The organism is Pseudohaliea sp., assembly GCF_040217025.1.
GTDB lineage: Bacteria > Pseudomonadota > Gammaproteobacteria > Pseudomonadales > Halieaceae > Pseudohaliea.
Genome location: NZ_JAVJOA010000008.1, coordinates 1,542,365 through 1,562,894, shown reverse-complemented (window position 1 = coordinate 1,562,894; position 20,530 = coordinate 1,542,365). Strand labels below are relative to the sequence as shown.

The 20,530-nt window shown below is 67.6% G+C and carries 16 protein-coding genes; 5 read left to right on the top strand and 11 right to left on the bottom strand.

The annotated features are described in order from the left end of the window. Positions 1 to 334 precede the first annotated feature (334 nt). The gene (locus RKE50_RS11140; protein WP_350036475.1) at positions 335 to 3,217 is read left to right on the top strand and encodes a response regulator; all 2,883 of its coding nucleotides are present in this window, start codon (positions 335 to 337) and stop codon (positions 3,215 to 3,217) included. On the opposite strand, the gene RKE50_RS11135 is transcribed toward RKE50_RS11140, so the two are convergent. The 5 genes from RKE50_RS11135 to RKE50_RS11115 all read right to left on the bottom strand — a co-directional run bounded on the left by RKE50_RS11135 (position 3,214) and on the right by RKE50_RS11115 (position 12,312). Beyond that, positions 3,214 to 4,731 (bottom strand): hypothetical protein, encoded by a 1,518-nt coding sequence (locus RKE50_RS11135; RefSeq protein ID WP_350036474.1) that lies wholly within the window; start codon positions 4,729 to 4,731, stop codon positions 3,214 to 3,216. The two genes, RKE50_RS11140 and RKE50_RS11135, sit on opposite strands and share 4 nt — an antisense overlap. 73 nt (positions 4,732 to 4,804) lie before the next feature. Next, the gene (locus tag RKE50_RS11130; RefSeq protein ID WP_350036473.1) at positions 4,805 to 6,940 is read right to left on the bottom strand and encodes a putative bifunctional diguanylate cyclase/phosphodiesterase; all 2,136 of its coding nucleotides are present in this window, start codon (positions 6,938 to 6,940) and stop codon (positions 4,805 to 4,807) included. A gap of 102 nt (positions 6,941 to 7,042) precedes the next feature. Next, positions 7,043 to 8,020, bottom strand: coding sequence for a DUF3187 family protein (locus tag RKE50_RS11125; protein ID WP_350036472.1), 978 nt, complete (start codon positions 8,018 to 8,020; stop codon positions 7,043 to 7,045). 415 nt (positions 8,021 to 8,435) lie between these two features. Continuing rightward, positions 8,436 to 10,889: an Ig-like domain-containing protein gene (locus RKE50_RS11120; RefSeq protein ID WP_350036471.1), complete on the bottom strand. Its 2,454-nt coding sequence runs from the start codon at positions 10,887 to 10,889 to the stop codon at positions 8,436 to 8,438. Positions 10,890 to 11,085: 196 nt separating this feature from the next. After that, positions 11,086 to 12,312, bottom strand: coding sequence for an Nramp family divalent metal transporter (locus RKE50_RS11115; RefSeq protein ID WP_350036470.1), 1,227 nt, complete (start codon positions 12,310 to 12,312; stop codon positions 11,086 to 11,088). 96 nt (positions 12,313 to 12,408) lie between these two features. Here RKE50_RS11115 and RKE50_RS11110 point away from each other — a divergent pair, with 96 nt between their 5' ends. The 4 genes from RKE50_RS11110 to RKE50_RS11095 are packed head-to-tail and all read left to right on the top strand — an operon-like array spanning position 12,409 to position 14,886. Then, on the top strand, positions 12,409 to 13,251 hold the full coding sequence (locus tag RKE50_RS11110; protein WP_350036469.1) for a glycosyltransferase: 843 nt from the start codon (positions 12,409 to 12,411) through the stop codon (positions 13,249 to 13,251). A 43-nt stretch (positions 13,252 to 13,294) separates the two neighbouring features. Further along, complete coding sequence (locus tag RKE50_RS11105) at positions 13,295 to 14,020, top strand: hypothetical protein (protein ID WP_350036468.1); 726 nt, start codon at positions 13,295 to 13,297, stop codon at positions 14,018 to 14,020. Continuing rightward, positions 14,017 to 14,481, top strand: a complete 465-nt coding sequence (locus tag RKE50_RS11100; protein ID WP_350036467.1) for a GNAT family N-acetyltransferase — start codon at positions 14,017 to 14,019, stop codon at positions 14,479 to 14,481. The genes RKE50_RS11105 and RKE50_RS11100 overlap by 4 nt, the downstream gene beginning before the upstream one ends. A gap of 3 nt (positions 14,482 to 14,484) precedes the next feature. Continuing rightward, positions 14,485 to 14,886, top strand: coding sequence for a hypothetical protein (locus RKE50_RS11095; protein WP_350036466.1), 402 nt, complete (start codon positions 14,485 to 14,487; stop codon positions 14,884 to 14,886). Here the strand turns inward: RKE50_RS11095 and RKE50_RS11090 are convergent. Genes RKE50_RS11090 through rsxA form a run of 6 tightly spaced genes read right to left on the bottom strand, consistent with a single transcriptional unit; the run spans position 14,879 to position 20,298 of the window. Then, positions 14,879 to 15,592 carry an electron transport complex subunit E gene (locus RKE50_RS11090; protein WP_350036465.1) on the bottom strand — a complete coding sequence of 238 codons (714 nt, stop codon included), beginning with the start codon at positions 15,590 to 15,592 and terminating at the stop codon, positions 14,879 to 14,881. The genes RKE50_RS11095 and RKE50_RS11090 overlap by 8 nt on opposite strands. Before the next feature lie 13 nt (positions 15,593 to 15,605). Beyond that, positions 15,606 to 16,274, bottom strand: a complete 669-nt coding sequence (gene rsxG, locus RKE50_RS11085; protein WP_350036507.1) for an electron transport complex subunit RsxG — start codon at positions 16,272 to 16,274, stop codon at positions 15,606 to 15,608. 2 nt (positions 16,275 to 16,276) lie between these two features. Beyond that, a complete protein-coding gene (gene rsxD / locus RKE50_RS11080; protein ID WP_350036464.1) occupies positions 16,277 to 17,305 on the bottom strand; it encodes an electron transport complex subunit RsxD in 1,029 nt (342 codons plus the stop codon). 13 nt (positions 17,306 to 17,318) lie between these two features. After that, positions 17,319 to 19,109 carry an electron transport complex subunit RsxC gene (rsxC, locus tag RKE50_RS11075; RefSeq protein WP_350036463.1) on the bottom strand — a complete coding sequence of 597 codons (1,791 nt, stop codon included), beginning with the start codon at positions 19,107 to 19,109 and terminating at the stop codon, positions 17,319 to 17,321. After that, positions 19,106 to 19,720, bottom strand: a complete 615-nt coding sequence (rsxB, locus tag RKE50_RS11070; RefSeq protein WP_502937883.1) for an electron transport complex subunit RsxB — start codon at positions 19,718 to 19,720, stop codon at positions 19,106 to 19,108. Before rsxB ends, rsxC begins: the two co-directional genes overlap by 4 nt. Beyond that, positions 19,720 to 20,298 carry an electron transport complex subunit RsxA gene (gene rsxA / locus RKE50_RS11065; RefSeq protein ID WP_350036461.1) on the bottom strand — a complete coding sequence of 193 codons (579 nt, stop codon included), beginning with the start codon at positions 20,296 to 20,298 and terminating at the stop codon, positions 19,720 to 19,722. The genes rsxB and rsxA overlap by 1 nt, the downstream gene beginning before the upstream one ends. Positions 20,299 to 20,530 lie beyond the last annotated feature (232 nt).

Below are 20,530 nucleotides of genomic sequence, written 5' to 3'. Positions count from 1 at the left end.
GTGACCGACCCTGCACCGAAGGTGCGGGGAGGGGGCGCCGAAGGCGTTCCGAAGGAATTGCTCGCGGAGCGAGCAACCCAAAGTAGGTCATGGGTATGGCACCACGCCCGCCTGGAGGAAGCGATCGCGAGCACCGCTCGCAACCTTAAAAAGTAGCTCACGGGCGTGGCACCCAGACAAACCAAAGTGCCGAAGGCTTGTTCAGCAAGGTCCCCAACTCGGCGATAGTGCGTAATAGTTAACAAATCCTCCCTGTTCACAAGCCCGTCATATAAATGACATATCGTTAAGGCTTTTCATCGCTGCCCGCCGCAGCACACAGCCGGGTGTCGCAATGGCCTTCCTCGCCTCCCTTCCCATTCGCAGCAAGCTCGTCCTGGTCACGCTCCTGGCCCTCGGGCTGGCATTGGCGATAGTCATTTCCTACACGACCTTCAGTCATAGTGTTTCGCTCCGGGAAAATGAGCGCGAGAACCTGCTAACGGCGGCACAGGCGCTTTCGACCAGCAATGCCTCGGCATTGATCTTCGAGGACGCCGGCCTGGCAGGCCAGGCGCTGCGCGCGCTCGAGGAGAACGCCAGTGTGGATGCCTCCCAGCTGCTGACCCGGGAGGGCGCGGTGCTGGCTCGCCGTCTGCCGGACGAACCCGCTGCCAGCCTCGATCCTGTCTCCTTTCTGCCATTGCTGGAAGCGAGCATGGCCTCCGGTGACGTGACAACGGCTTACCAGGGCTTTCGTGTAATGAATGCGGTCATCCCTGTTCGGCACGAGGACGAGGTGCTGGGATTTCTGCACGTGCGCTCCAATTTCGCGGACGTCCGTGAACGCATCGTCAACGACCTCCTCATCATGCTGCTGGTTGTCGGCGGCGCGTTCCTCCTGGCAACCTTTCTTTCCCTGCGCCTGCATCGTCTGGTCGCCCGGCCGATTCAGCAACTCGTCTCCGTAACACAACGCATCGCCGACAGCGGCGACTACTCGGTTCGCGCCAGCAAAGAGCAGGACGACGAGATTGGTTCGCTCATCGATAACTTCAACTACATGCTTACGCAGATCGACGAGCGGGATCACGAACTCGCCAGTAAGCAGAAAAGCCTCGAGCAGCAGAGGAAGGACCTCGCGGACAGCAACTCCCGTCTCGAGACTGCGATGCGGGAAAACGTGGAGGCGCGTGAAGCGGCCGAGGCCGCCAGCCGGGCCAAGAGCGAGTTTGTGGCACACATGAGCCATGAGATCCGGACGCCGATGAACGGCGTTCTGGGTATGCTGGATCTCCTTGCGCGGACGCGCCTGACCCGGGAACAGCACCACTTTGTCGAGACGATCAACCAGTCCGCCGAAACGCTGATGGCGGTAATCAATGACATCCTCGACTTCTCGAAGATGGAAGCGGAGAAACTACGCCTCGATGTCTCCGATATGTCCATCCGCGACGCCGTTGAGGAAACAGTGGAACTGTTGGCGACCCGGGCTCATGAAAAAGACCTGGAAATCGTTTGTCATATCGACCCCGAGGCGGATCGCCGTGTCATCGGCGACTCCGTCCGGCTCCGGCAGATCCTCATGAACCTGCTCGGCAACGCAATCAAGTTCACCGAGTCGGGCGAGGTGTCCGTGCGCGTGCAGTCCCGGGAAGCTCCTTCTTCGCTGCGTTACCGTTTCCAGATCCGCGACACCGGTATCGGTATCAACCCGGACAAGCTCGATACGATTTTCGAGGCTTTCAGCCAGGAAGACAGCAGCACAACCCGGCGGTTCGGGGGCACCGGCCTTGGCCTGGTGATCTGCAGCAAGCTCGTGGAACTGATGGACGGCGCGATCGGCGCTGAGAGCGAGCCCGGCGTGGGATCGACCTTCTGGTTCGAACTGCCGTTGCCGGTCGCCGACGGCGCGCAGCCCGCTGCCAAGCTTGAAGCCTTGCGCGGGCACAAGTTGCTCGTGGTCGACGACAACGCGACCAACCGGGAGACGGTCAGCACGCTGCTGCTGGGCTGGGGTATCGACGTGTACACCGTGGAAAGTGCTCACGCAGCCTGGAATGCACTGCAGGAGGCTGCCGCAGAGGACGCGCAGTTTGATCTTGCGCTTCTCGACTGGCACATGCCGGACGTCGATGGTCTGACCCTGGCTCGCAAGATGGCTTCGGACGGCGCCCTCGCGCATGTCCCGCGGGTCATGCTGAGCTCCGCCTCGGTGCGTGACGTCGCGGAGCGGGGCAGTGACCACCTGTTCTCGGCCTTTATCGCCAAGCCGGTGCGGCAGGGGCGCCTACGGGAGTGCCTGCTGCAGTTGCTCGGTCATGATGTTCCCGCGCCCGAGGATGTCCCCCGGCAGCGCACGACGGAACTGCAGCGTCCACCGCGGCTCGCGGGGCTGCGTGTCCTGCTGGTGGAAGACAACCCGGTGAACCAGGAAGTCTACTCGCTCACGCTCCAGGCCGCTGGCTGCCAAACCCGTGTCGCGAAGAACGGTGCTGAGGCGCTCGAGCTCACGGCGGAGGGTGGCTTCGACCTGGTACTGATGGATTGCCAGATGCCGGTCATGGACGGCTTTACCGCGACGCGTCGTCTCCGTGAGCGCGAAGTTGCCGAGGGCACCTCGCGGATCCCCATCATCGCCCTGACCGCTAACGCTCTTCATGAAGACGAGCAGCGCTGCATCGACTCAGGGATGGACGCCTACCTCGCGAAACCGGTGGCGCGGGAAGAACTCCTGGTTACGATTGCCCGTTGGGCACCGGAGCACGACAAGAGCCTCGACGCGGACGAGAATGAGTCGACCGAGTTGATTGCGGCTGTCTTGCCGGCGCCTGTTGATGAAGAGCTGCCCGTGTTCGATGCCTCTGCGCTGGATAGCATGCGCGCCCTTCGGCCGGAAGAGGGCGACACGCTGGTTGCCCGCTTCGTCAGCCTGTTTCGCACCGAGACGGACCGGCTGCTGGGTGAAATCGACCGCGCCTGTGTGGCGGGAGATCGGGAAGCGGTGCGCTTGTCCGCCCACAGCATCAAGTCGAGTGCCCAAACTCTGGGGGCGCTGCGCCTCTCGGCCGCAGCGCGGGATGCCGAACACTGTGCCGCAGACCCGGTGGGCGAATCCCTGGCAGGTATCGCCGCAGGCCTTCGAGAGAATTATGGGCAGACCCTTGCCGCGCTGGAGTCGGCCGGGCTGGTCCCCGGCACGGCAAGCCCGCCCGTTGCCGGTGGCGAGAACGCCTAGTCGAGGTTGACCGAGGACGGCCCGGACAGCATTGGCGGCAGGCAGCTGTGCGGGGCGCCTGCATGGGTGTAGCTCACGCCGGAAACGGGATGCTCTTCGAGGTACCGCCCGGTGACCGGGGCATCGACTTCATCGTCCGTTGCGTCGACTGCGCCAAGGTAACCACCCTGGCCCCAGGGGTGGCGAAACGCCCTGTTGAGGTTGCTAAGAACTGCAGGCTGGCCCAGGTAGGCCGCGAGGTAGGCCAGGATCGCCGGCCTGGCGTCGCCTTCACGGGCATCCCGGTCGGCTCGCCATTGGATCGAGGCGGTGGAGAGGTGGCGCCAGAGTCCGCGATGGGCGTTGAGGAGCGTCGGTGCGTAGCCGTCGATGCGAATATGGCGGTACTCCTCGTCGAGATAGTTGCCGACGTTCTCGGTCGATAGCATACCGATCGCCCAGCGGTTGTGATCGTCGTGGTAGTCGAGGCAACGGCGTACGTTTGAGGACCCCCGACCAGCATGTACGGCACCCGTGGGTGCCTCGCGGTCGACCAGTGCGCCGGTGTCGCCGCCCGCGGTCTCATCGCTACCGTCGTTTGGTGCAACGAATGCGGCTGCCAGTTCCGTACAGCCCTGCCGCAGGTAATGCATCGCGTAGGCCAACTGGGTTCCGGAGCTATCGATGCGACGACACAGGTAGACGCGGTCACCGTGCGCCGGGTCCGGACGATAGGCGCCGGGGCGGGTGCCCGACAGGTCGCGTCTTGTCGCGGGGGGCTCCGGTAACAGTCCCGATACGGTGATCGGGGTCCCGTCCCTGTCATAGAATACGGACCACCGGTCGACCGCCCCCGCGAATATGCTTCTCAGCTGTGCGCTGCTCAGCATTGGCATGGCGTCCGCTGTTTCCCGAGCGGGATCATCGTGGGGCACCTCTGCCGGTACCAGGCCCTGCAGCGCTTGCAGGGCATTGCGGAAATTCCGGCTCACGGGGAGTCCCCACACCAGTTGCGTCACCGGGTGTGCTTCCAGGGTTTCTGTGTTCGAAGCGAACATCGCTGGTTCCAGGTCAGAGATACCGGCGTCCGGTACAACGAGGTCCAGCGCTGTCTGGCAGCCAACGTGTTTCGTATAAGCCGACAGGTTCCCGGTAGGCAGCACCCGGTTGCTGCCCTCACAGCCGTCACTCAGAGCCTCTTGCTGCAGGAACGGCACCGGCTGATGGTCAAGGAGGGGCGCAACGCCGTCACCGGAGCCACCGCTGGCTTTGAACAGCGCGAGTCGCTTTCCGGCGGGGACGCCGGCAATGGCGTTTGCGGTTCGACACAGGAAAACGCGCTGCCGCGCACCGCCTGCCGAGCCCTGGTAGATGTCCAGCGTGCCTGCCGCGCAGAGGGCAGGGATATCCTCGAGATCGTCGCGAAGCCTCATCAGGCCCTCGATCAGGCGGTCCTGCGCAGAGGAGCCAGCGATGTACAGGCGCAGGTCGGACGTTTCTGTCGCCGGAAAGCTCCACGCGGCGCTGCACGACACTGCCAGGACGGAGCCTAGGCACGTCTGTCGCAGCCTGACGAGAAGGCAACGGGGACCCCGGCTCCAGGGCTGGTTACTCTGCATCGGGAGAAGGTCCTTTCCGGCGGTAGTCGAGCACGAAATCGAGCAGTTCGGCCGGGGGGCGCGCCTTGCTCACCAGCCAGCCCTGCACCGTACAGCGGCCCATGGCGCGAAGCAGCTGCAGCTGGCGCTCGCTCTCCACACCTTCAGCAATAATTCGGATACCGAGCTCCTGAGCCATCCGGAATACGGCGCGGGTCACCGCAGCGCCCTCGCTCCCCCGCTCCAGGTCGGCCACGAAACTCTGGTCTACCTTGAGAAAATCGATGGGAAAACGTGTCAGGTAGCTCAGGGAGGAGTACCCGGTACCGAAATCGTCGATGGCGATCTGGACACCCACAGCCTTGAGCTCCTCGAGCCATTGCAGACGCGACGCGGCATGTGTCATCAGTGCGCTTTCCGTGATCTCCAGCACGAGGCAGTCGTTCCGCGACTGGAATCGCTGTAACAATTCCCTGATGCGTGCCTGGAATCCGTCCTGGCGCAGTTGCAGCGCAGAGACATTCACGGACATCTTGAAGTGATCACCGAGCAGCGGGCGCCACTCGTCAAGCTGCCGCAGAGCCTCCTTGAGCACGAAATCACCGATCGGCAGTATCAGTCCCGTTTCCTCGGCAATCGGGATAAAGCTGCCAGGGGCGCGCAAACCATGCACCGGATGTAGCCAGCGAACGAGCGCCTCGACGCCCACAACTTCGCGCAGCTGGTCGTCGAGCTGTGGCTGGTAGTGCAGGACGAGCTGACCTTCACTGATTGCGGCGCGCAGCTCCGTCTCCAGCTCCAGCCGCGCCACCGTGTTGGCACCGGACTCCGGGGTGTAATAGGCGTAGTTGTTCTTGCCGTTCTGCTTGGCGCGGTACATGGCGGTGTCCGCGCGCATCATGAGTTCGTCCAGTGTCCGGCCGTCGTCGGGATAGAGTGCGATCCCGAGCGAACCGGTAATGGTCAGGTTCGCCCCGCCGATCTCGTAGGGCATCGCGACCTCCTGGAGGACACGGCTGGCGACGCGCGAGGGTGCCGTTTCGTCGGCAAAGTCAGTGACCAGGAGGAAGAACTCGTCTCCGCCGAAACGCGCTAGCTGGCTAAGGTGTGGAGCCTCCTCTCCCGCGTCACGGGCGACGACGTCGTAGGCGCGGACGACCCCTGTCAGGCGCTCCGCAACCTCCTGCAGCAGCCGATCGCCGGCGCTGTGACCGAGCGTGTCATTGACCCGCTTGAAGCCATCGAGATCAAGCAGGCAGATCGCGCAACGGCTGCCGCTGCGCGCTGCACGCGCCAGCGCACCGCGCACGTGCTCATTGAGCAGGCGCCGGTTCGGCAGTTGCGTCAGCTCGTCGTAGTGCGCGAGGCGATGCAGTTCGGCTTCCACCCGTCGCCGTTCGCTCACATCCTGCAGGATGCCGATGACGACGTAGGGCTGCTCCTCACCCGAGAACAGGAAGATACCTTCCGCGGGATAGCGGGTGCCGTCACGACGGAGCAGGGTGAGCGACGCGTTGACCTGTCCCCGGTCGGGCAGCTGGGCCAGCTCTGCTGCCAGGTTAGAGCCCGACGGGCCGTGGGCGATGCTGAAGAAGGGCATGTCCACCAGCTCCGCCTCGCTGAACCCCAGGTTTTTCAGTGCGCTCCGATTGGCGCTGAGTAATCTGCCTGTCTCGAGTTCGTAGGTGATGACCTCTGAATGGGAGTTGTCGATCGTGCGGCTCAGCCGGGCTGCCTGCCGCTCGCCGGCAAAGGCCCGGGAGGCGCGAAGGGCATAGCGCACACGGTGCTTGAGAATGGGCCAGTTGATCGGTTTCGCGGTAAAGTCCCAGGCCCCGGCAGCGTAGGCTTCCTCGACCGCGTCGACATCGTCGAGGCCGGTGAGAACAATGATGGGAACCTGGGCGAGTTCCGGATCGGCCTTGATCCGGGTGCAGGTCTCGAAGCCATCCATGCCGGGCATGAGGAGGTCGAGGAGGATCACATCGACGTGCTGGCCACGGAGCAGTTCCAGTGCCTCCTCGCCGGACGATGCGAGCAGCACTGCGTAGCCCTCCTTATCAAAGGCTGCCTCGGCCAGAAGCCGCATGCCGGGATCATCGTCGACCGCAAGCAGCGTCGGCGTCCATGCCGCGCGGGTCGCCATGGTCCCTGTGGCGGTCGGTCGCGAGTACAAGAAACCCCCCGGGGGCCCGGAAAACCGCTACGGTAACGATCGATCATGAAGCTTTTGTGACGGTACCTGAGCTTAACGGACAGGCGGGCGCCAGCGGAGACCCAGCTGGAAAACGATATCCGGCGAGCGCTCCACGACAATATCCTCGCTGAAGGCGAGGTCGATTACCCAGGCTTCGCCAAGCTGCGCCGAGGCCCCCACGACCAGTTGTGCCGAAGGCTCACCGAGCGCCTCCTGCGGGCTGTCCCAGGCCGCGCTGTGGGCGTCCAGCTGCACCTTCAAATGCCAGTGCTCGCTGGCGCGCCAGCCGACGGTCGCCGAGCCGAAACCGACCCAGTTTTCCTGCTCGGCGGGGAGGAGGTCGCCGTCCTCGCGCAGGAGCACGCCGCCGGATAGATGGGCGTATAAGGGCTGGCCTGCGTTTGCGTTGGCGCCGTTGCCGTTGCTGCTGAAGTGCAGGCTCAGGGCCAGGTCCGTGCCGCCGCTGCCGGTGAGGTCGTCCGGGTCTCCACTGGGAAGTTCCAGCTGGCCGCGGAGGGCGAAGCGCGCGCCCAGCCGGCGGGCGATGCCCAGCTGCGCATCGCCAATCCCGGTTACCGTGTCCGTGATCGCCACGCCGTCGCTGTCGGGGCGGTACCGGTAGCGCAGCCGGTCCTGCGGGTAGCTGTCCCGGTCACCGTTGGGCAGGCCGAAGACGTCGTGCCAGCCCTCGATGGCGCTGTCGAGGAAACCGCCGCTATGCCGAAGCAGGGGCAGCGTGATGGAGGCCTCCCAGCCGTTGCCGAAGCCCCGCCGTGCGCCGAGGGCGAGGCGGGTAGTTTCCCCGTCGAGGGCCAGGGAGCAGCCGTCTCCACAGGGAGAGAGTTCGTAGAGGCTGGTATTGGCGATCTCCAGCGTCGAGCGCAGTTCGAACGCTCCCGCCGGCAGCACAACGGCGCTGCTCGCATCGGGCAGGCCCACGGGCAGCAGCAAGGGACTTCGGTTAGCGGTCGGGAAGGGCGCCTCCGGTCCGGACGCCAGCGCAGGGTTCGCGGGGAGGAGCGAGGCCACCGCGGAGCACGCCAGTGAGAAGACCGCACAAGTGAGTCCTGTCGACCCTCGGCCGCGCCTGGCGGACGCCGCCCGTAACAACCCTGGCAGGGAAAACTCGATGCGCAATCGTTGTCCCCTTTTCCTCGCTCTTGCCGCCCGTTGCCGAAGAGCGACGCTGATAGCGACAATAACTTGACTAGCTATGCTCCTCCACCGCCACTCCCATTGCTGCCGACGGCAACAGCCACACCTTCATCCAGGCGCAGTTCGACCTCGAGGTGCAGGGTACGTCCGTGAAGGAGTGGATCGGGCTGATGCTTGAGGGGTCCCTGGACTGGCTGTCGTCGATCGACTGAGTCCCCGCGTCGTCTGCGTCGGGTAGCAGGGGCCGCGCGCCTGGCGCGGCCCCTGTGTCAGGTTTCGGTGCCCTGGCCTAGAGCTCTTCCAGGCACGCCGAAGACGGATCCAGCGGATCTTCCCGTTCCGAGCAGACCGTGCTGCAGGCAAAGGTACGTACCGGTGCGGGGTTGGCCCCTTCCGGGTCGGTCGCGAGGAGGGTGACGCGCCCGCCGGCGGGGTCGCCGGTACCGTTGACCCGGAGGGGAACGGTAAAGGCGCCGCGTGCGGTGTTCAGATCGGGCACTTCGACCTCGTATTCCTCCGTGTCTTCGGGGAAGACGATCTTGCAGTCGCCGTCGGCCCGGAAGGTGAGCGTCGTACCGGCACCGGGTGCGTTGTTGTAAAGGTCAGCCACGTAGATCTCGAAGGTGGAACCTTCCTGCAGCGTGTTCGTTGCGCGACGCGGATCATCGGGGGTCTTGCCCGCGAGCGCCTGCAGGTTCTGCGCGGCTGCCGTCAGCACGAGCACCGTGGAGGTGCGGACATTGAGCAGGTCGCGGCTGCAGAAAACGCCGTCACCCTCCGGCGGGCAGAGGCTGCCGTTGTAAACGCCTTCGCCGGTGTTGGGGTCCACATTGAGGCTGTACATGCCGTCCTGGTTGAAGTCCACGAACTCTTCTTCGGCGCCGGCGGCTTCACAGTTCGCCGTGGAGCTGGGCGGGCCGCACTGCGGGCCTTCCACCGGCGTGTAGACACCGTCCTCGTTCTTGTCGATGAAGGCCTCTGGCAGGTTCTCGAAGGCTTCGCCCTCGTCGTAGAGTCCGTTGCCGTTGGCGTCGATGAAGCTCTCCTCGCCCACGGCCGTGACCAGGATCGTCGAGCGCAGCCCGCGGATGGCGCCGAGGTCATCCGGGCAGGGCCCGAAGGAGCCCGTGTGTGAGGAGCAGAGATAGCTGCCGTCGTCCTCGGTCGTCTGCACCAGGTCGCGGTTGAACACCGGGAAGCGCGGCGCCTGGCTGGTCCAGAGCACGCTGCAGGTCCCGCGCAGCGGCGTGTCGGTGCCGATAACCGACTGGTAGCGGGCGCCGTTGCTGACCCCGGTCAGGCAGGAGGAATCGATGGTGCCGTACTCGGTGGTGAAGACGGCACTGGTGCCATCGGCGACCGGGTTGTTGAACTTGTCCGCCATGCGGATGGTCAGCGTGACGTTGATGCCGTCGATGTCACGGGCCCGCGGCACGTGGAAGAACTCCGAGGACAGGCTGATGGAGTTCTGGTCCGGCAGCCCTGTGCTGATCACGATCTGGTTGGAGGAGGCCTCCTGCGGGCGCGTGTTGCCATCGCTGCCGGTCGCTTCGAAGCTGGCGACCACCAGGGTGGAGGTGGCCACGTTGCCGGCGCGCACCTCAACGTCGACGAGGCCGTTGGCGTCGGTCACACCGCTGCTGTTGAGCAGCGTGATGCCGCCTAGGCCGTTGGTCAGCGCGAACTGGACGTTGATGCCGGCGAGGGGTACGCGATCCGGGTTGTCGAGATAGCCCGTCTCACCGGGGCCGGGATCGCCCTCGCCGAGGAGCACGGGTGATTCCAGCACCTCGAAGGTAACCGTAGCCACCTCGGGACGGCCAGGGCCGCCCGTGCCGCGCAGGGCAATGATCGTCCGTCCCGAGCCTTCCTCGCCTTCCGAGGGATCGGCGCTGAAGAAGCCGATGTAGTTGGCCGTGCGGCCGGCGATGGTCACGGTGCCGGTCGCGGTCGCGTCGCTTCCCACCAGCTCCGCGGTAATCTCGTCATCACCCTCGCAACTGCCCGCAACGTACTCGGCGCTGGCGAGGCCATCGATGGTCTCGATGATAAGCGTCGCCGTGCCGGCCTCGGCGCCGCCCAGTGGGCGGAAGGTCGCCTGGCCGCTCAGCGAGCAAGCGCTGGTGAGCCGGACCTGCTCGGCACCGGTAGCCGTCTGCCCGTCCTCGTCGACCACGGCAACCCGGAGTACCGACGAACCGCCAAACGCCAGGTTCGTGGCGCTCAGGCCTATCTGACCGTTGACGAAGTTCGTGCCGTCAAAGAAGCCGAGGTTGAGGCCCGCGAGGTCGGTCTGCACGCCGATGTTGCGGGTTACGGGACCGGCAGGGCTCTCTACGGTAACCGTCACCGTGTCGGCGCCGACAACGGTGCCCGCTTCGAGCTGGAAGGTTGCGATGCCGTCGGCGTTGGTCAGCGCCTGGCCATTCTCCGGCGTGATCACCGTGAACTCAGCCGCGGCCGCGACCACGGCGCCGTTCACCGGGTCGCCGCCGGGCGTATCCTCGAGCACCGTTACGCGGAGTGTCGCCGGCCGGGTGGTCGTGATCGAGGAGGTGGGGTTGCCGTTGGCGTCGACCACCTCGAGCTGCAGCGTGTAGCTGGTGTTGTCGCCGCCGGGGTCAGTGGGAAGGAACCCGCCGCCACCGCCGCCGCCCCCGCCGCCGCAGGCGGTCAGCAGGACCAGCATGGAGCCCAATGCCGCGAGGCGGCGACCGAAAGTGGCAACCCAGTGACTCATCATCTTCCCCTATCCCTGTACCCGTGGCCCGGGCGCGGTCTTATCCCTGTGCGTAACTTTATCCCGCGCCGCTGAGTTGTGCTACTTCGCACCTCACCATAGCACGCTTTCTGTCATGAAAGTCCATAAATAACAGAATGATAGGGAAAATTTGTAACTTTTTACACAAAGTCTTGCGGCGCCGCTGCGGCAGCGCAGGTCAGAGCAGCCCGGCGACGCTCGCCAGCTTGACGAGGCCCAGCCCTGTTGCCACCGCCACAACGATCGCGCCGAGCAGGTTGCCGAGCGGCCCGTTGCGGTGTGCGCCGAGCAGGTCTTTCCGGTTCATGAGGTAGAGCAGCGCGAGCGCGACGAAGGGCAGGAGCAGCCCGTTGGCTGCCTGCGCAAAGAGGATCGCGGCGAGCGGTCGAGTGCCGAGCGCAGCGAAGAGCGTACCGCTCGCCAGGACGGCGAAGGAGACGGCCCGGAAGGGGCTGTCCCGCAGCCCGCTGCGCCAGCCGAGGGCGCCGCAGACCGCGTAGCCGGCGGCCAGCGGGGCTGTCAGCGCGCTGGTCACCCCGCCCGCAAAGAGGCCGGCGGCAAATACGGGTCCGGCGGCCGCCCCGAGCAGGGGCTCCAGCTGTGCTGCCATGGCGAAGGCATCGAAGGCCTCGTTGCTGCCGAAAAAAGCAACCGCCGCCGTGCTCAGTATTGCCAGGGTGATCAGGCCGCCGAGGCCGATGGAGAGAACACTGTCGCGCCGGGCGGCAGGCAGCGCCTCGTCGAGGGGAACCGAAGCCGGCCACTTCTCCCGCGCCGCGTTGGCATGGAGGAACAGGTTGTAGGGCACGACGGTCGTGCCGATGAGGGCGACGACTGTCAGCGCCGACCCCTCGGGAAAGCCCGGGCGGGCCAGCGCATCGACGACGATCTCGGGCCCCGGTGCTGCCACCACGGCACAGGCGAGGAACACGGCGCTCATGAGCAGGACCAGCCCGATGAGGACGCGCTCGAGGAGTCGGTAGTGGCCGCTGCCGAGCAGCAAGGCTGCCGCGACCCCGATGGCGATCGCCCAGGGCCCGGTGCCGCTCCCGGTGACGCCGGCCACGGCGACCGCGGCGCCGGTGATGTTACCGGCCTCGTAGGCGGCGTTGCCGAGACCGATGGCGGCGACCACGAGAATGACGGCGAGGCGGCCGAGGACCGGGCTCGAGAACGCGGTGCGCATGGTCTCGGCGAGTCCCGCGCGGGTTGCCAGGGCCTGCCGGGCCGCCATCTCCTGGAGGACCATCGTGGCCAGGACGGAGAACAGCAGCGCCCAGACCAGGGCGTAACCGAAGTTGGCACCGGCGTTGCTCGCAGTGGTGATGGTGCCGGGGCCGATGAAGGCCGCGGTGACCAGGAGCCCCGGCCCGAAGCCGCCGGCGCGTTTTGGTCTCTGGGCCATGGGGAAGCTTTCTCCGGGCGCGCCGCCGCGGCGCGGAAGCCGCGATGGTAGCACCGTGCTGCCGCGTCCGCCCGGCGTGCTGTTACCATAGCCGCGATGAACGAGCAGCCGCCCGCGCCCTCCCTGACCGTTTCCCTCGTGCTGCACCACAGCCCGCTGCCGCGGCTCGTCGCGACGCTGCAAAGCCTGCTCGCGGCGGTGGGCGAGGCGCGCGGTTCCGGCGCGCTCGGTGAGGCAACGCTGTGGATCGTCGACAACTCCGTGGACGAAGCCTACACGGCGGCCTCCCGGGAGGCCGCCGGCGGGCTGCTCCGCGAGGTGGACGGGCTCGAGTTCCGCTTCCTGGCCCTGGATGAAAACCGGGGCTTCGGGGCGGGCCACAACCGGGTGCTTCTCGATACGGAAAGCGACTACCACCTGGTACTGAACCCCGACGTGGAACTGGCGCCGGATGCGCTGGTCCAGGGTCTTTCGCTGCTGGCGCGGGAGCCGGCCATCGCGGCGCTCAACCCCTACGCCGAGGCAGCCGACGGACGGCGTGAGTATCTCTGCAAGCGTCACCCGTCGCCCGGCGTCCTGCTCCTGCGCGGCTTCGCCCCGGCGTGGCTGCGCCGCCGGGCGGCGGGGCGCCTGGCCCGGTACGAGGCCCGGGACCTCTGCGACAGCGTCGCGGTGGCCGAGGTCCCGCTCCTTTCCGGCTGCTTCCTGCTGCTGCGCGGCCGGCCGGCGCGTCTCTGCCGCGGCTTCGACACCGGCTACTTCATGTACTTCGAGGACTTCGATCTGTCCCGGCGCCTGCGGCCACAGGGTAGGCTGGTCTACGCGCCACAGGTGCGGATCGTGCACCACGGTGGCTACGCCGCGAACAAGGGCTGGCGCCACGTGCACTGGTTCCTGCGCTCGGCGCTGCGCTTCTTCCGTCAGCACGGCCTGCGTTGAGATCCGGCGCGGAGATCCGGCCCGGAGCTGCTACTATCCGCCCATGCCCGCTGCCGACCGCAACAACGACCTCGATCGCCTCGCCTGCCTGCAGGCCATGGGCCTGACCCTGTACAGCTCGCGGCGGGATCTTCCCGGCGCTGCCCCGTCCCGCCGCGTACTTACGCCGGCCGCCTTTACCGCCGCGCCTTCCCCCGAGGAAGCCCCGGCGACCGCCCCTGAGGCCATCCGCGGAACACCGACGGCGCGCGATTACACCCCGGGTACCCTCGCCCGTTCGCTGGACGCACCGAAGTCCCGGCCGACGGCGCGAACCGAGGCGCCTGCACCGGCAGCCATGACGGGTGCCGACGCCGTGCGCTTCCGCCTGGCCGCGGTGGTCGCCGGCGGCGCGCTCTGGCTCGAGGAACTCGGGGATGCCCCCCTGGCCCGGGAGCAGGTGGCCCTGGTCCACGCCATGGCCCGCGCCTGCGGTTGGGCCGTCGAGGCGCCGCGCGTGCAGGAATTTGCCTGGCCGATGCACCGCAACCCGCAGCTGGACCAGGGCGCCACGGCCGCCGCCGCGGCGCTGCAGGCTTTCCTTGCCCGTCTGGTGGGCGAGGCGGGGCTTGGCCGTATCCTGCTGCTCGGCAGCAGCGCCCGCGAACTGGCGGGCCGGCTGACGCTGCCGGTGCCCGCCGCATCGCTCCCGCCCACGCGGTCGATGCTCGCCGGTGCCGCCGCGAAGCGCGAGGCCTGGCTGGTGCTGCGGGAACTCGCGCAGTCGTGAACCCGGCCCTACGGCCGGCCGTTGCCGGGGACCTGCCGGCGATCGTCGCCATCGACCAGGGCGGCGACGGCGTCGGCCTCCTGCCCTCCCTCTACGCAGACCTGCTGTCGCAGGCCGCCGCGGGCGCCGGCCTCGTGCTGGTTGCCGACGCCGCGGAAGGCGTTGTCGGCTTCAGCGCCTGTTCGCGGGTCCTCGACGAGGCCACGCTGCTCGCGCTCGTCGTCGACCCGCCCCGGCGCGGCCGCGGTATCGGCACGGTGCTCCTCTCGGCATCGCTGGAAGCCCTGGCCGCGGGGGGCGCCTCTCGCTGCCTGCTGGAGGTGCGCGCGTCCAATACGCCGGCCCTCTCGCTTTACGCGGCCGCCGGCTTCCGCGAGGATGGCCGCCGGCGCGGCTACTACCCGGGAACAGGCACCCTCGACCGGGAGGATGCCGTGCTCATGTCGCGCGAACTGGAGTAAACCGTGCACGTACTGGAAACGGATGGCTGGAGCCTGCTGTTGCCCCCGGAGTGGTGGGCGGAACGTGAGGACGACACGGTACTGATCGGCGACCGTGACGGTGTCGGCTGCATCGAGATCAGCGAGCTGCGCCCGGAATCAGGGCCGGTGGACGACGCGTCCCTCGCCGCGCTGGCCGCCGCCATCGGCGGTGACGGGCGCTGGAAACCGGTCATGGTCGCCGACGTACCGGGGCTCTACGCCGAGGGGCTTGACGACGGTGCGGCGCTTCGCGAGTGGTGCATCGGCCAGGGTCGTATCGTGCTCTACATCACCTACAGCTGCGAGGTCGCGAACCGGGGTATGGATGACGCGGCGGTGGACGAGATCCTCGCCACCCTCGCCCTGGACCCGGACCTCAGCTGATCGTCCCGGTGACCCGGACGCGCTTGCTGCCCCGTACCGGCGCCTCGCGCCGGGCGGCCGCGCGACGCTCGATACCGCTGTCGATGCGGTTCTTGAGGGCGATGAGCAGCCCGGTGAAGATGAAGGCACCCGGCGGCAGGATGGCGAGCAGGAAGGGCTGGTAGCCCTCCACGAGCACGATCTTCCAGCTCGCTGCCGCCGGGCCGAAGAGCAGGTCCATGTCCGCGAACAGCGCCCCGGTGCCGAAGATTTCCCGCAGGGCGCCCAGCAGCACCAGCACCACCCCGAAGCCGAGGCCCATCATCGCACCATCGAACGCCGACCGCCCGAGTGGATTCCTGCTCGCGTAGCCATCGGCGCGGCCGAGGATGACGCAGTTGGTGGTAATCAGCGGCAGGAAGATGCCAAGGATCTGGTAGAGCTCATAGGCGTAGGCCTGCATGAGGAGCTCCGTGCAGGTCACCGCCGAGGCGATGATCATGACGAAGGCGGGCAGACGCACCGCGTCGGACACCACGTTGCGGATGAGCGATACCGCGGTGTTCGAGCAGACGAGGACGAACAGCGTCGCGGCGGCGAGACCGAGGGCGTTGACCACGCTGGCCGTGACCGCGAGCAGGGGGCAGAGGCCGAGCAGCTGCACCAGTGCCGGGTTGTTTTTCCACAGCCCGTTCAGGGACAGGTCGCGATAGACATGTTCACTCATGGGCCTTTCTCCCTCACGGGCCGCTTTCGACAGCTGGCGCGGCTTCCGCCGCGGCAGGCGTAGTGCCACCGGCAAACAGCGTGGCTTCGTTCGCCTTTACATATTCCAGGGTGCGCCGCGTCGCCGCAACCACCGCCCGCGGCGTGATCGTGGCGCCGGTGAACTGGTCGAAGACGCCCTTGTCCTTGCGCACCTTCCACTGCGCCGGTGCGGGGTTTTGCAGCGAGCGGCCGGCGAAGTCGTCGATCCAGTCGGATTTGCGCCGGTCGACCTTGTCGCCGAGGCCGGGTGTCTCGCGGTGTTCGAGTACGCGCACGCCGGCAACGGTGCCGTCCCGGTCCACGCCTACGACCAGGTCGATGGCGCCGCTGTAGCCGTCCGGGGCACGGGCGGGCACCAGTACCGTTTCCACCCGACCGTCGCGGCGCGCGCGGTAGATGGACCGCGGCTCGGCGAGCTTCAGCTTGTCCTCGCCCACCGGTGCCGGCAGCGTGTCGTCCAGCAGTGAGTTGTCGTGGGCCTCCCGGGGGACGATCTCGAGCAGGGCGCGCTCCTCGGCGGCACGCTGCTCGGCCGCTATGCGCTCCCGGGTCTGCAGGTAGGTTCCGGCGATGAGCACGGCGGTGGCGACGGCAAAGGCGCTGAGCACCAGTCCGTTGCGCGTGATCGACTGGCCAAGCACCTTCACGGGCGGCCCCCGCGGGCGTGGCCGTAGCTGCGCGGCTGCGTGTAGTAGTCGATGAAGGGGGCGGCGAAGTTCATGATCAGTACGGCAAAGGCCACCGCGTCCGGGTAGTTGCCGCGGGTGCGGATCAGGTAGATGAGCACCCCGATGAGCGCCCCGTAGACCAGGCGCCCACGCGTCGAGACGGCCGAGGATACCGGGTCGGTGACGATGAAGAAGGCGCCGAACATCGTGGCGCCGGAGAGCAGGTGGAACAGCGGGGAGCCGCCGCTCCCCGGGGCGCCGCCGTCGTAGAACAGCGCCGCCATGGCAGCGAGGGCAGCGAGCATCGCCACCGGCGCGTGCCAGGTGAAGATACCGCGGTAGAGCATCCACAGGCCGCCGGCCAGGAAGCCGAGGCTCACCCACTGCCAGCCCACGCCGCCCCAGGCGCCGAGCTGGGGGCTGGCCGCGTAGAGCGCTGCCAGGGATTGGTCGCTGTTCTGGCGCAGCAGGTCGAGCGGGGTCGCCATGGTCGCGCCGTCGAAGCTCGCCGGGGCGAAGCAGGCTCGCAGGGCGTCGAGGAGGCCGGGCAGCTCCGGTGCCAGTCCGCGCGGCGCCGCCCAGGTCGTCATCTGCACCGGGAAGGAAATGAGCAGGACCACGTAGCCGACCATGGCCGGGTTGAAGGGGTTGTAGCCCAGGCCACCGTAGAGCTGCTTGGCGAGGAGTATGGACGCCGCTGCGCCCACGGCGAGCAGCCACCAGGGGGAATAGGGTGGCAGGGCGATGGCGAGGAGGGTGGCCGTCACCACCGCGCTGTGATCGTCGAGCGTGCGCAGCACCGGCCTGCCGCGCAGCTTCAGTGCCGCCGCCTCGAAGGCGATGGCGAAGAAACTGGTGACAGCGATATTGACGAGCACCCCGGGGCCGAAAAACCATACCAGCGCCGCGACCCCCGGCAGGGTCGCGAGGAGCACCGTCTGCATGACGCGGGTAGTCGACAGCGGCCCGTGGGCGTGCGGGGAGGTGATGCGCAGCAGGCTCATGCAGGCTTCCTCCTCAGGCTTCCTCGGAGGCGCCCTCGCGGGCTTCCCGGAGTTCCGCCTCGGCCCTGGCGAGCTTCTCTTCCGTCTTCTCGACGCCGCGCTTCAGGGCCTCGGCCACCGAGGCTTCGCCGCCGTCATAGGCGTCGAGCTTCTCGCGGGCCGCGGCCAGGCGCCTGGCGATGGTTTCCACGTTTGCGGCGAGCTTTGCAACCTGGTCTGCCGGTTCGTCAGAGGCGCCGGCGGCGAGGGCCGCCTTGCGCGCCTTGGCGCGCTCGATGGCGGCCTGGATGGGGTCCGCGGCGGCGGCTGCCTGCGTGCCGTCGGCCCCCGCGCCCTCGCTCGCCGCGGCTTCCGCCTTTGCTTTCGCCTTGGCCTCCGCGGCCTTCTTGCGCTCCGCGCGCTTGGCCTCGCGCTCGGCGGCGAGGCGCTCCATGCGCGCCTGCCTTGCCTCGAAGCGCTCCCGGGCGTGGTCGGCCTTTTCCGCCTCCCGGCGGCGGGCGATGATCTCGGCCTTCGACGCGCGGTAGTACTGCACTAGTGGAATATGGCTGGGGCAGACATAGGAGCAGGCGCCGCACTCGATGCAGTCGAAGAGGTTGTGGCCCTCCAGCTTGTCGTATTCCTTGCCCTGGGCGAACCAGTAGAGCTGCTGCGGCAGCAGCGTCGCCGGGCAGGCCTCCGCACAGAGGCCGCAGCGGATGCAGGCCTGTGCCGGCGGCGGGGTGGGCAGCTCGGCTTCCGTGGGGACCAGCAGGCAGTTCGTTGTCTTGACCACCGGGCAGGCGGGCTCGGGGATACTGAAACCCATCATCGGGCCGCCCATGACGAGGCGCCGGGCGCGCGCCGGGTCCACACCGGCGCGCTCGAGCAGCCAGCCCATGGGCGTTCCCAGGAGCACCTCGTAGTTGCCCGGGTGTGCCACGGCCTCGCCGGTCACCGTCGTCACCCGCGAGACGAGCGGGCGACCGAGCGCGACCGCCTCGTGCACGGCCACGGCGGTGCCGACGTTCTGGCAGACCACGCCGATATCGGCGGGGATGCCGCCGCTGGGCACCTGCTTGCCGAGCAGGATCTCGATGAGCTGCTTTTCACCGCCGGAGGGGTACTTGGTGGGGAAGACCACCACCTCCATGTCGCTGCCGGCGGCGGCCCGGACAGCGGCGATCGCCTCCGGCTTGTTGTCCTCGATACCGATGAGGATCTCCCGCGGTGTCAGCAGGTCGGCAAGGATGCGCGTACCGGCGACGAGTTCGCTCGCGCGCTCGCGCATGAGGGTGTCGTCCGCGGTGATGTAGGGCTCGCACTCGGTACCGTTGATGATCAGCGTCTCGATGGCCTTGCCGGGCCCCGGGGAAAGCTTCACGGCGGTGGGAAAACCGGCACCGCCCATGCCGGCGATGCCCGCGCCCTGGATGCGCTCGCGCAGTTTCGTCGGGTCGGCGCGCTCGGCCTCGGGGAGCGGGGCGGGGGGTGCCCAGGCGTCAGCGCCGTCGGTGTCGATGACGATGCAGGGGGCCGGCAGCCCGGACGGGTGGGGGACCGGCCGATCCTCGATCGCACTCACGGTGCCGGAGGTCGGGGCGTGCACCGGCACGCTGACAAAGCCATCGGCTTCCGCGAGCAGTTCACCGCCGCGCACGGCCTGGCCCACGCGGACCACCGGCTGCGCCGGTGCGCCGATGTGCTGCGCCAGGGGGAGGATCAGCTGAGGCGGTATCCCCGCGGGCCGGATGGGCGCCGCGAGCGACTGCGCCTTGTTCTCCGGCGGATGCACACCGCCGTGAAAACCGTGGACCCGCCTCACGCCGCCCGGTCCCGAAGCCGGTCCGTCGCGATCACCTCGACCCTGCCGGCGGCCGGGTCCGGCAGCGGCCAGTGCCAGGTCTTCAGCGTTTCGGCCTGCGGGATCATGTCGATGCAGTCCACTGGGCAGGGTTCCACGCAGAGGTCGCAGCCCGTGCACTCGCTGGTGATGACCGTGTGCATCTGCTTGGCCGCGCCGAGGATTGCGTCCACCGGGCAGGCCTGGATGCACTTGGTGCAGCCGATGCATTCGTCCTCGCGGATGTATGCGATGGACTTCACCGGCGCTTCTTCGCCGTGCTCCGCATCCAGCGGCTTGGGCTCCACGTCCAGGAGGTCCGCGAGGGCCTGGATGCCGGCCTCGCCCCCGGGCGGGCACTGGTTGATCTCCGCATCTCCGGCGGCGATGGCCTCGGCGTAGGGGCGGCAACCGGGGTAGCCGCACTGCCCGCACTGGGTCTGCGGAAGGATGGCGTTGATCTGGTCCACGATCGGGTTGCCCTCGGTGCGGAAACGCTCGGCCGCAAAGCCGAGCAGCGCTCCGAAGACGCCGCCCAGGGCCACCAGCGCAAGGACTGCGGCGGCGAGGGGGTAGTCGGCGAGCCAGCCCATCAAACCAGCCCCGCGAAGCCCATGAAGGCGAGGGACATGAGCCCGGCGGTGATCATGCCGATGGCGGGGCCGGCAAACGGCTGCGGCACATCGGCGACGGCCAGGCGTTCACGCATGGCGGCGAACAGCACCAGTACGAGGGAGAAACCCACGGCGGCGCCGAAGCCGTACAGCAGCGACTGCAGGAAATCGTGTTCCTTGTTGATGTTGAGCAGGGCCACCCCCAGCACCGCGCAGTTGGTGGTAATCAGGGGCAGGTAGACGCCGAGGACCCGGTGCAGCAGGGGGCTGGACTTGCGCACGACCATCTCGGTGAACTGTACCACCACGGCGATGACCAGGATGAAAGAGATGGTGCGCAGGTAGCCGAGGCCCAGCGGCTCCAGGATGAAGTTATAGACCAGGTAGCTGCTGGCAGCGGCGAGGGTGAGCACGAAGGTGGTCGCGAGGGACATGCCCATGGCCGTCTCGAGCTTGTTGGAGACGCCCATGAAGGGGCACAGGCCCAGGAACTGGACCAGTACGAAGTTGTTGACCAGGATAGCCCCGATCAGGAGCACCGAGTATTCCGCGAGCATGCTGTCCCCGTCCGGTTCCGCCGCGCCGCGTGCGTCGAGGCCGGGGCGACTTCCTGTACGGACCCCGTACACAATGACGGGTCCGCAATGGCTTGTGCGCGATGACGTGTGCAGGGTGGTCGTAACACACCGAATCGCGCGCAATGGTAAGGAAGCCAGCCCGGCGACACAACGACCATTCCGCGCTAAGTATATAACCGCCCGGGCGGGTGAAAAGTGATCTGGCGCAAGG

Excerpts from the sequence above, each read along its gene's own strand:
- RKE50_RS11110 (WP_350036469.1), top strand. The coding sequence starts at position 12,409 with ATGAACGAGCAGCCGCCCGCGCCCTCCCTGACCGTTTCCCTCGTGCTG.
- RKE50_RS11105 (WP_350036468.1), top strand. The coding sequence starts at position 13,295 with ATGCCCGCTGCCGACCGCAACAACGACCTCGATCGCCTCGCCTGCCTG.
- rsxD (WP_350036464.1), bottom strand. The coding sequence starts at position 17,305 with ATGAGCCTGCTGCGCATCACCTCCCCGCACGCCCACGGGCCGCTGTCG.
- RKE50_RS11090 (WP_350036465.1), bottom strand. The coding sequence starts at position 15,592 with ATGAGTGAACATGTCTATCGCGACCTGTCCCTGAACGGGCTGTGGAAA.
- rsxA (WP_350036461.1), bottom strand. The coding sequence starts at position 20,298 with ATGCTCGCGGAATACTCGGTGCTCCTGATCGGGGCTATCCTGGTCAAC.
- rsxB (WP_502937883.1), bottom strand. The coding sequence starts at position 19,720 with ATGGGCTGGCTCGCCGACTACCCCCTCGCCGCCGCAGTCCTTGCGCTG.
- RKE50_RS11115 (WP_350036470.1), bottom strand. The coding sequence starts at position 12,312 with ATGGCCCAGAGACCAAAACGCGCCGGCGGCTTCGGGCCGGGGCTCCTG.
- RKE50_RS11130 (WP_350036473.1), bottom strand. The coding sequence starts at position 6,940 with ATGGCGACCCGCGCGGCATGGACGCCGACGCTGCTTGCGGTCGACGAT.
- RKE50_RS11120 (WP_350036471.1), bottom strand. The coding sequence starts at position 10,889 with ATGATGAGTCACTGGGTTGCCACTTTCGGTCGCCGCCTCGCGGCATTG.
- RKE50_RS11140 (WP_350036475.1), top strand. The coding sequence starts at position 335 with ATGGCCTTCCTCGCCTCCCTTCCCATTCGCAGCAAGCTCGTCCTGGTC.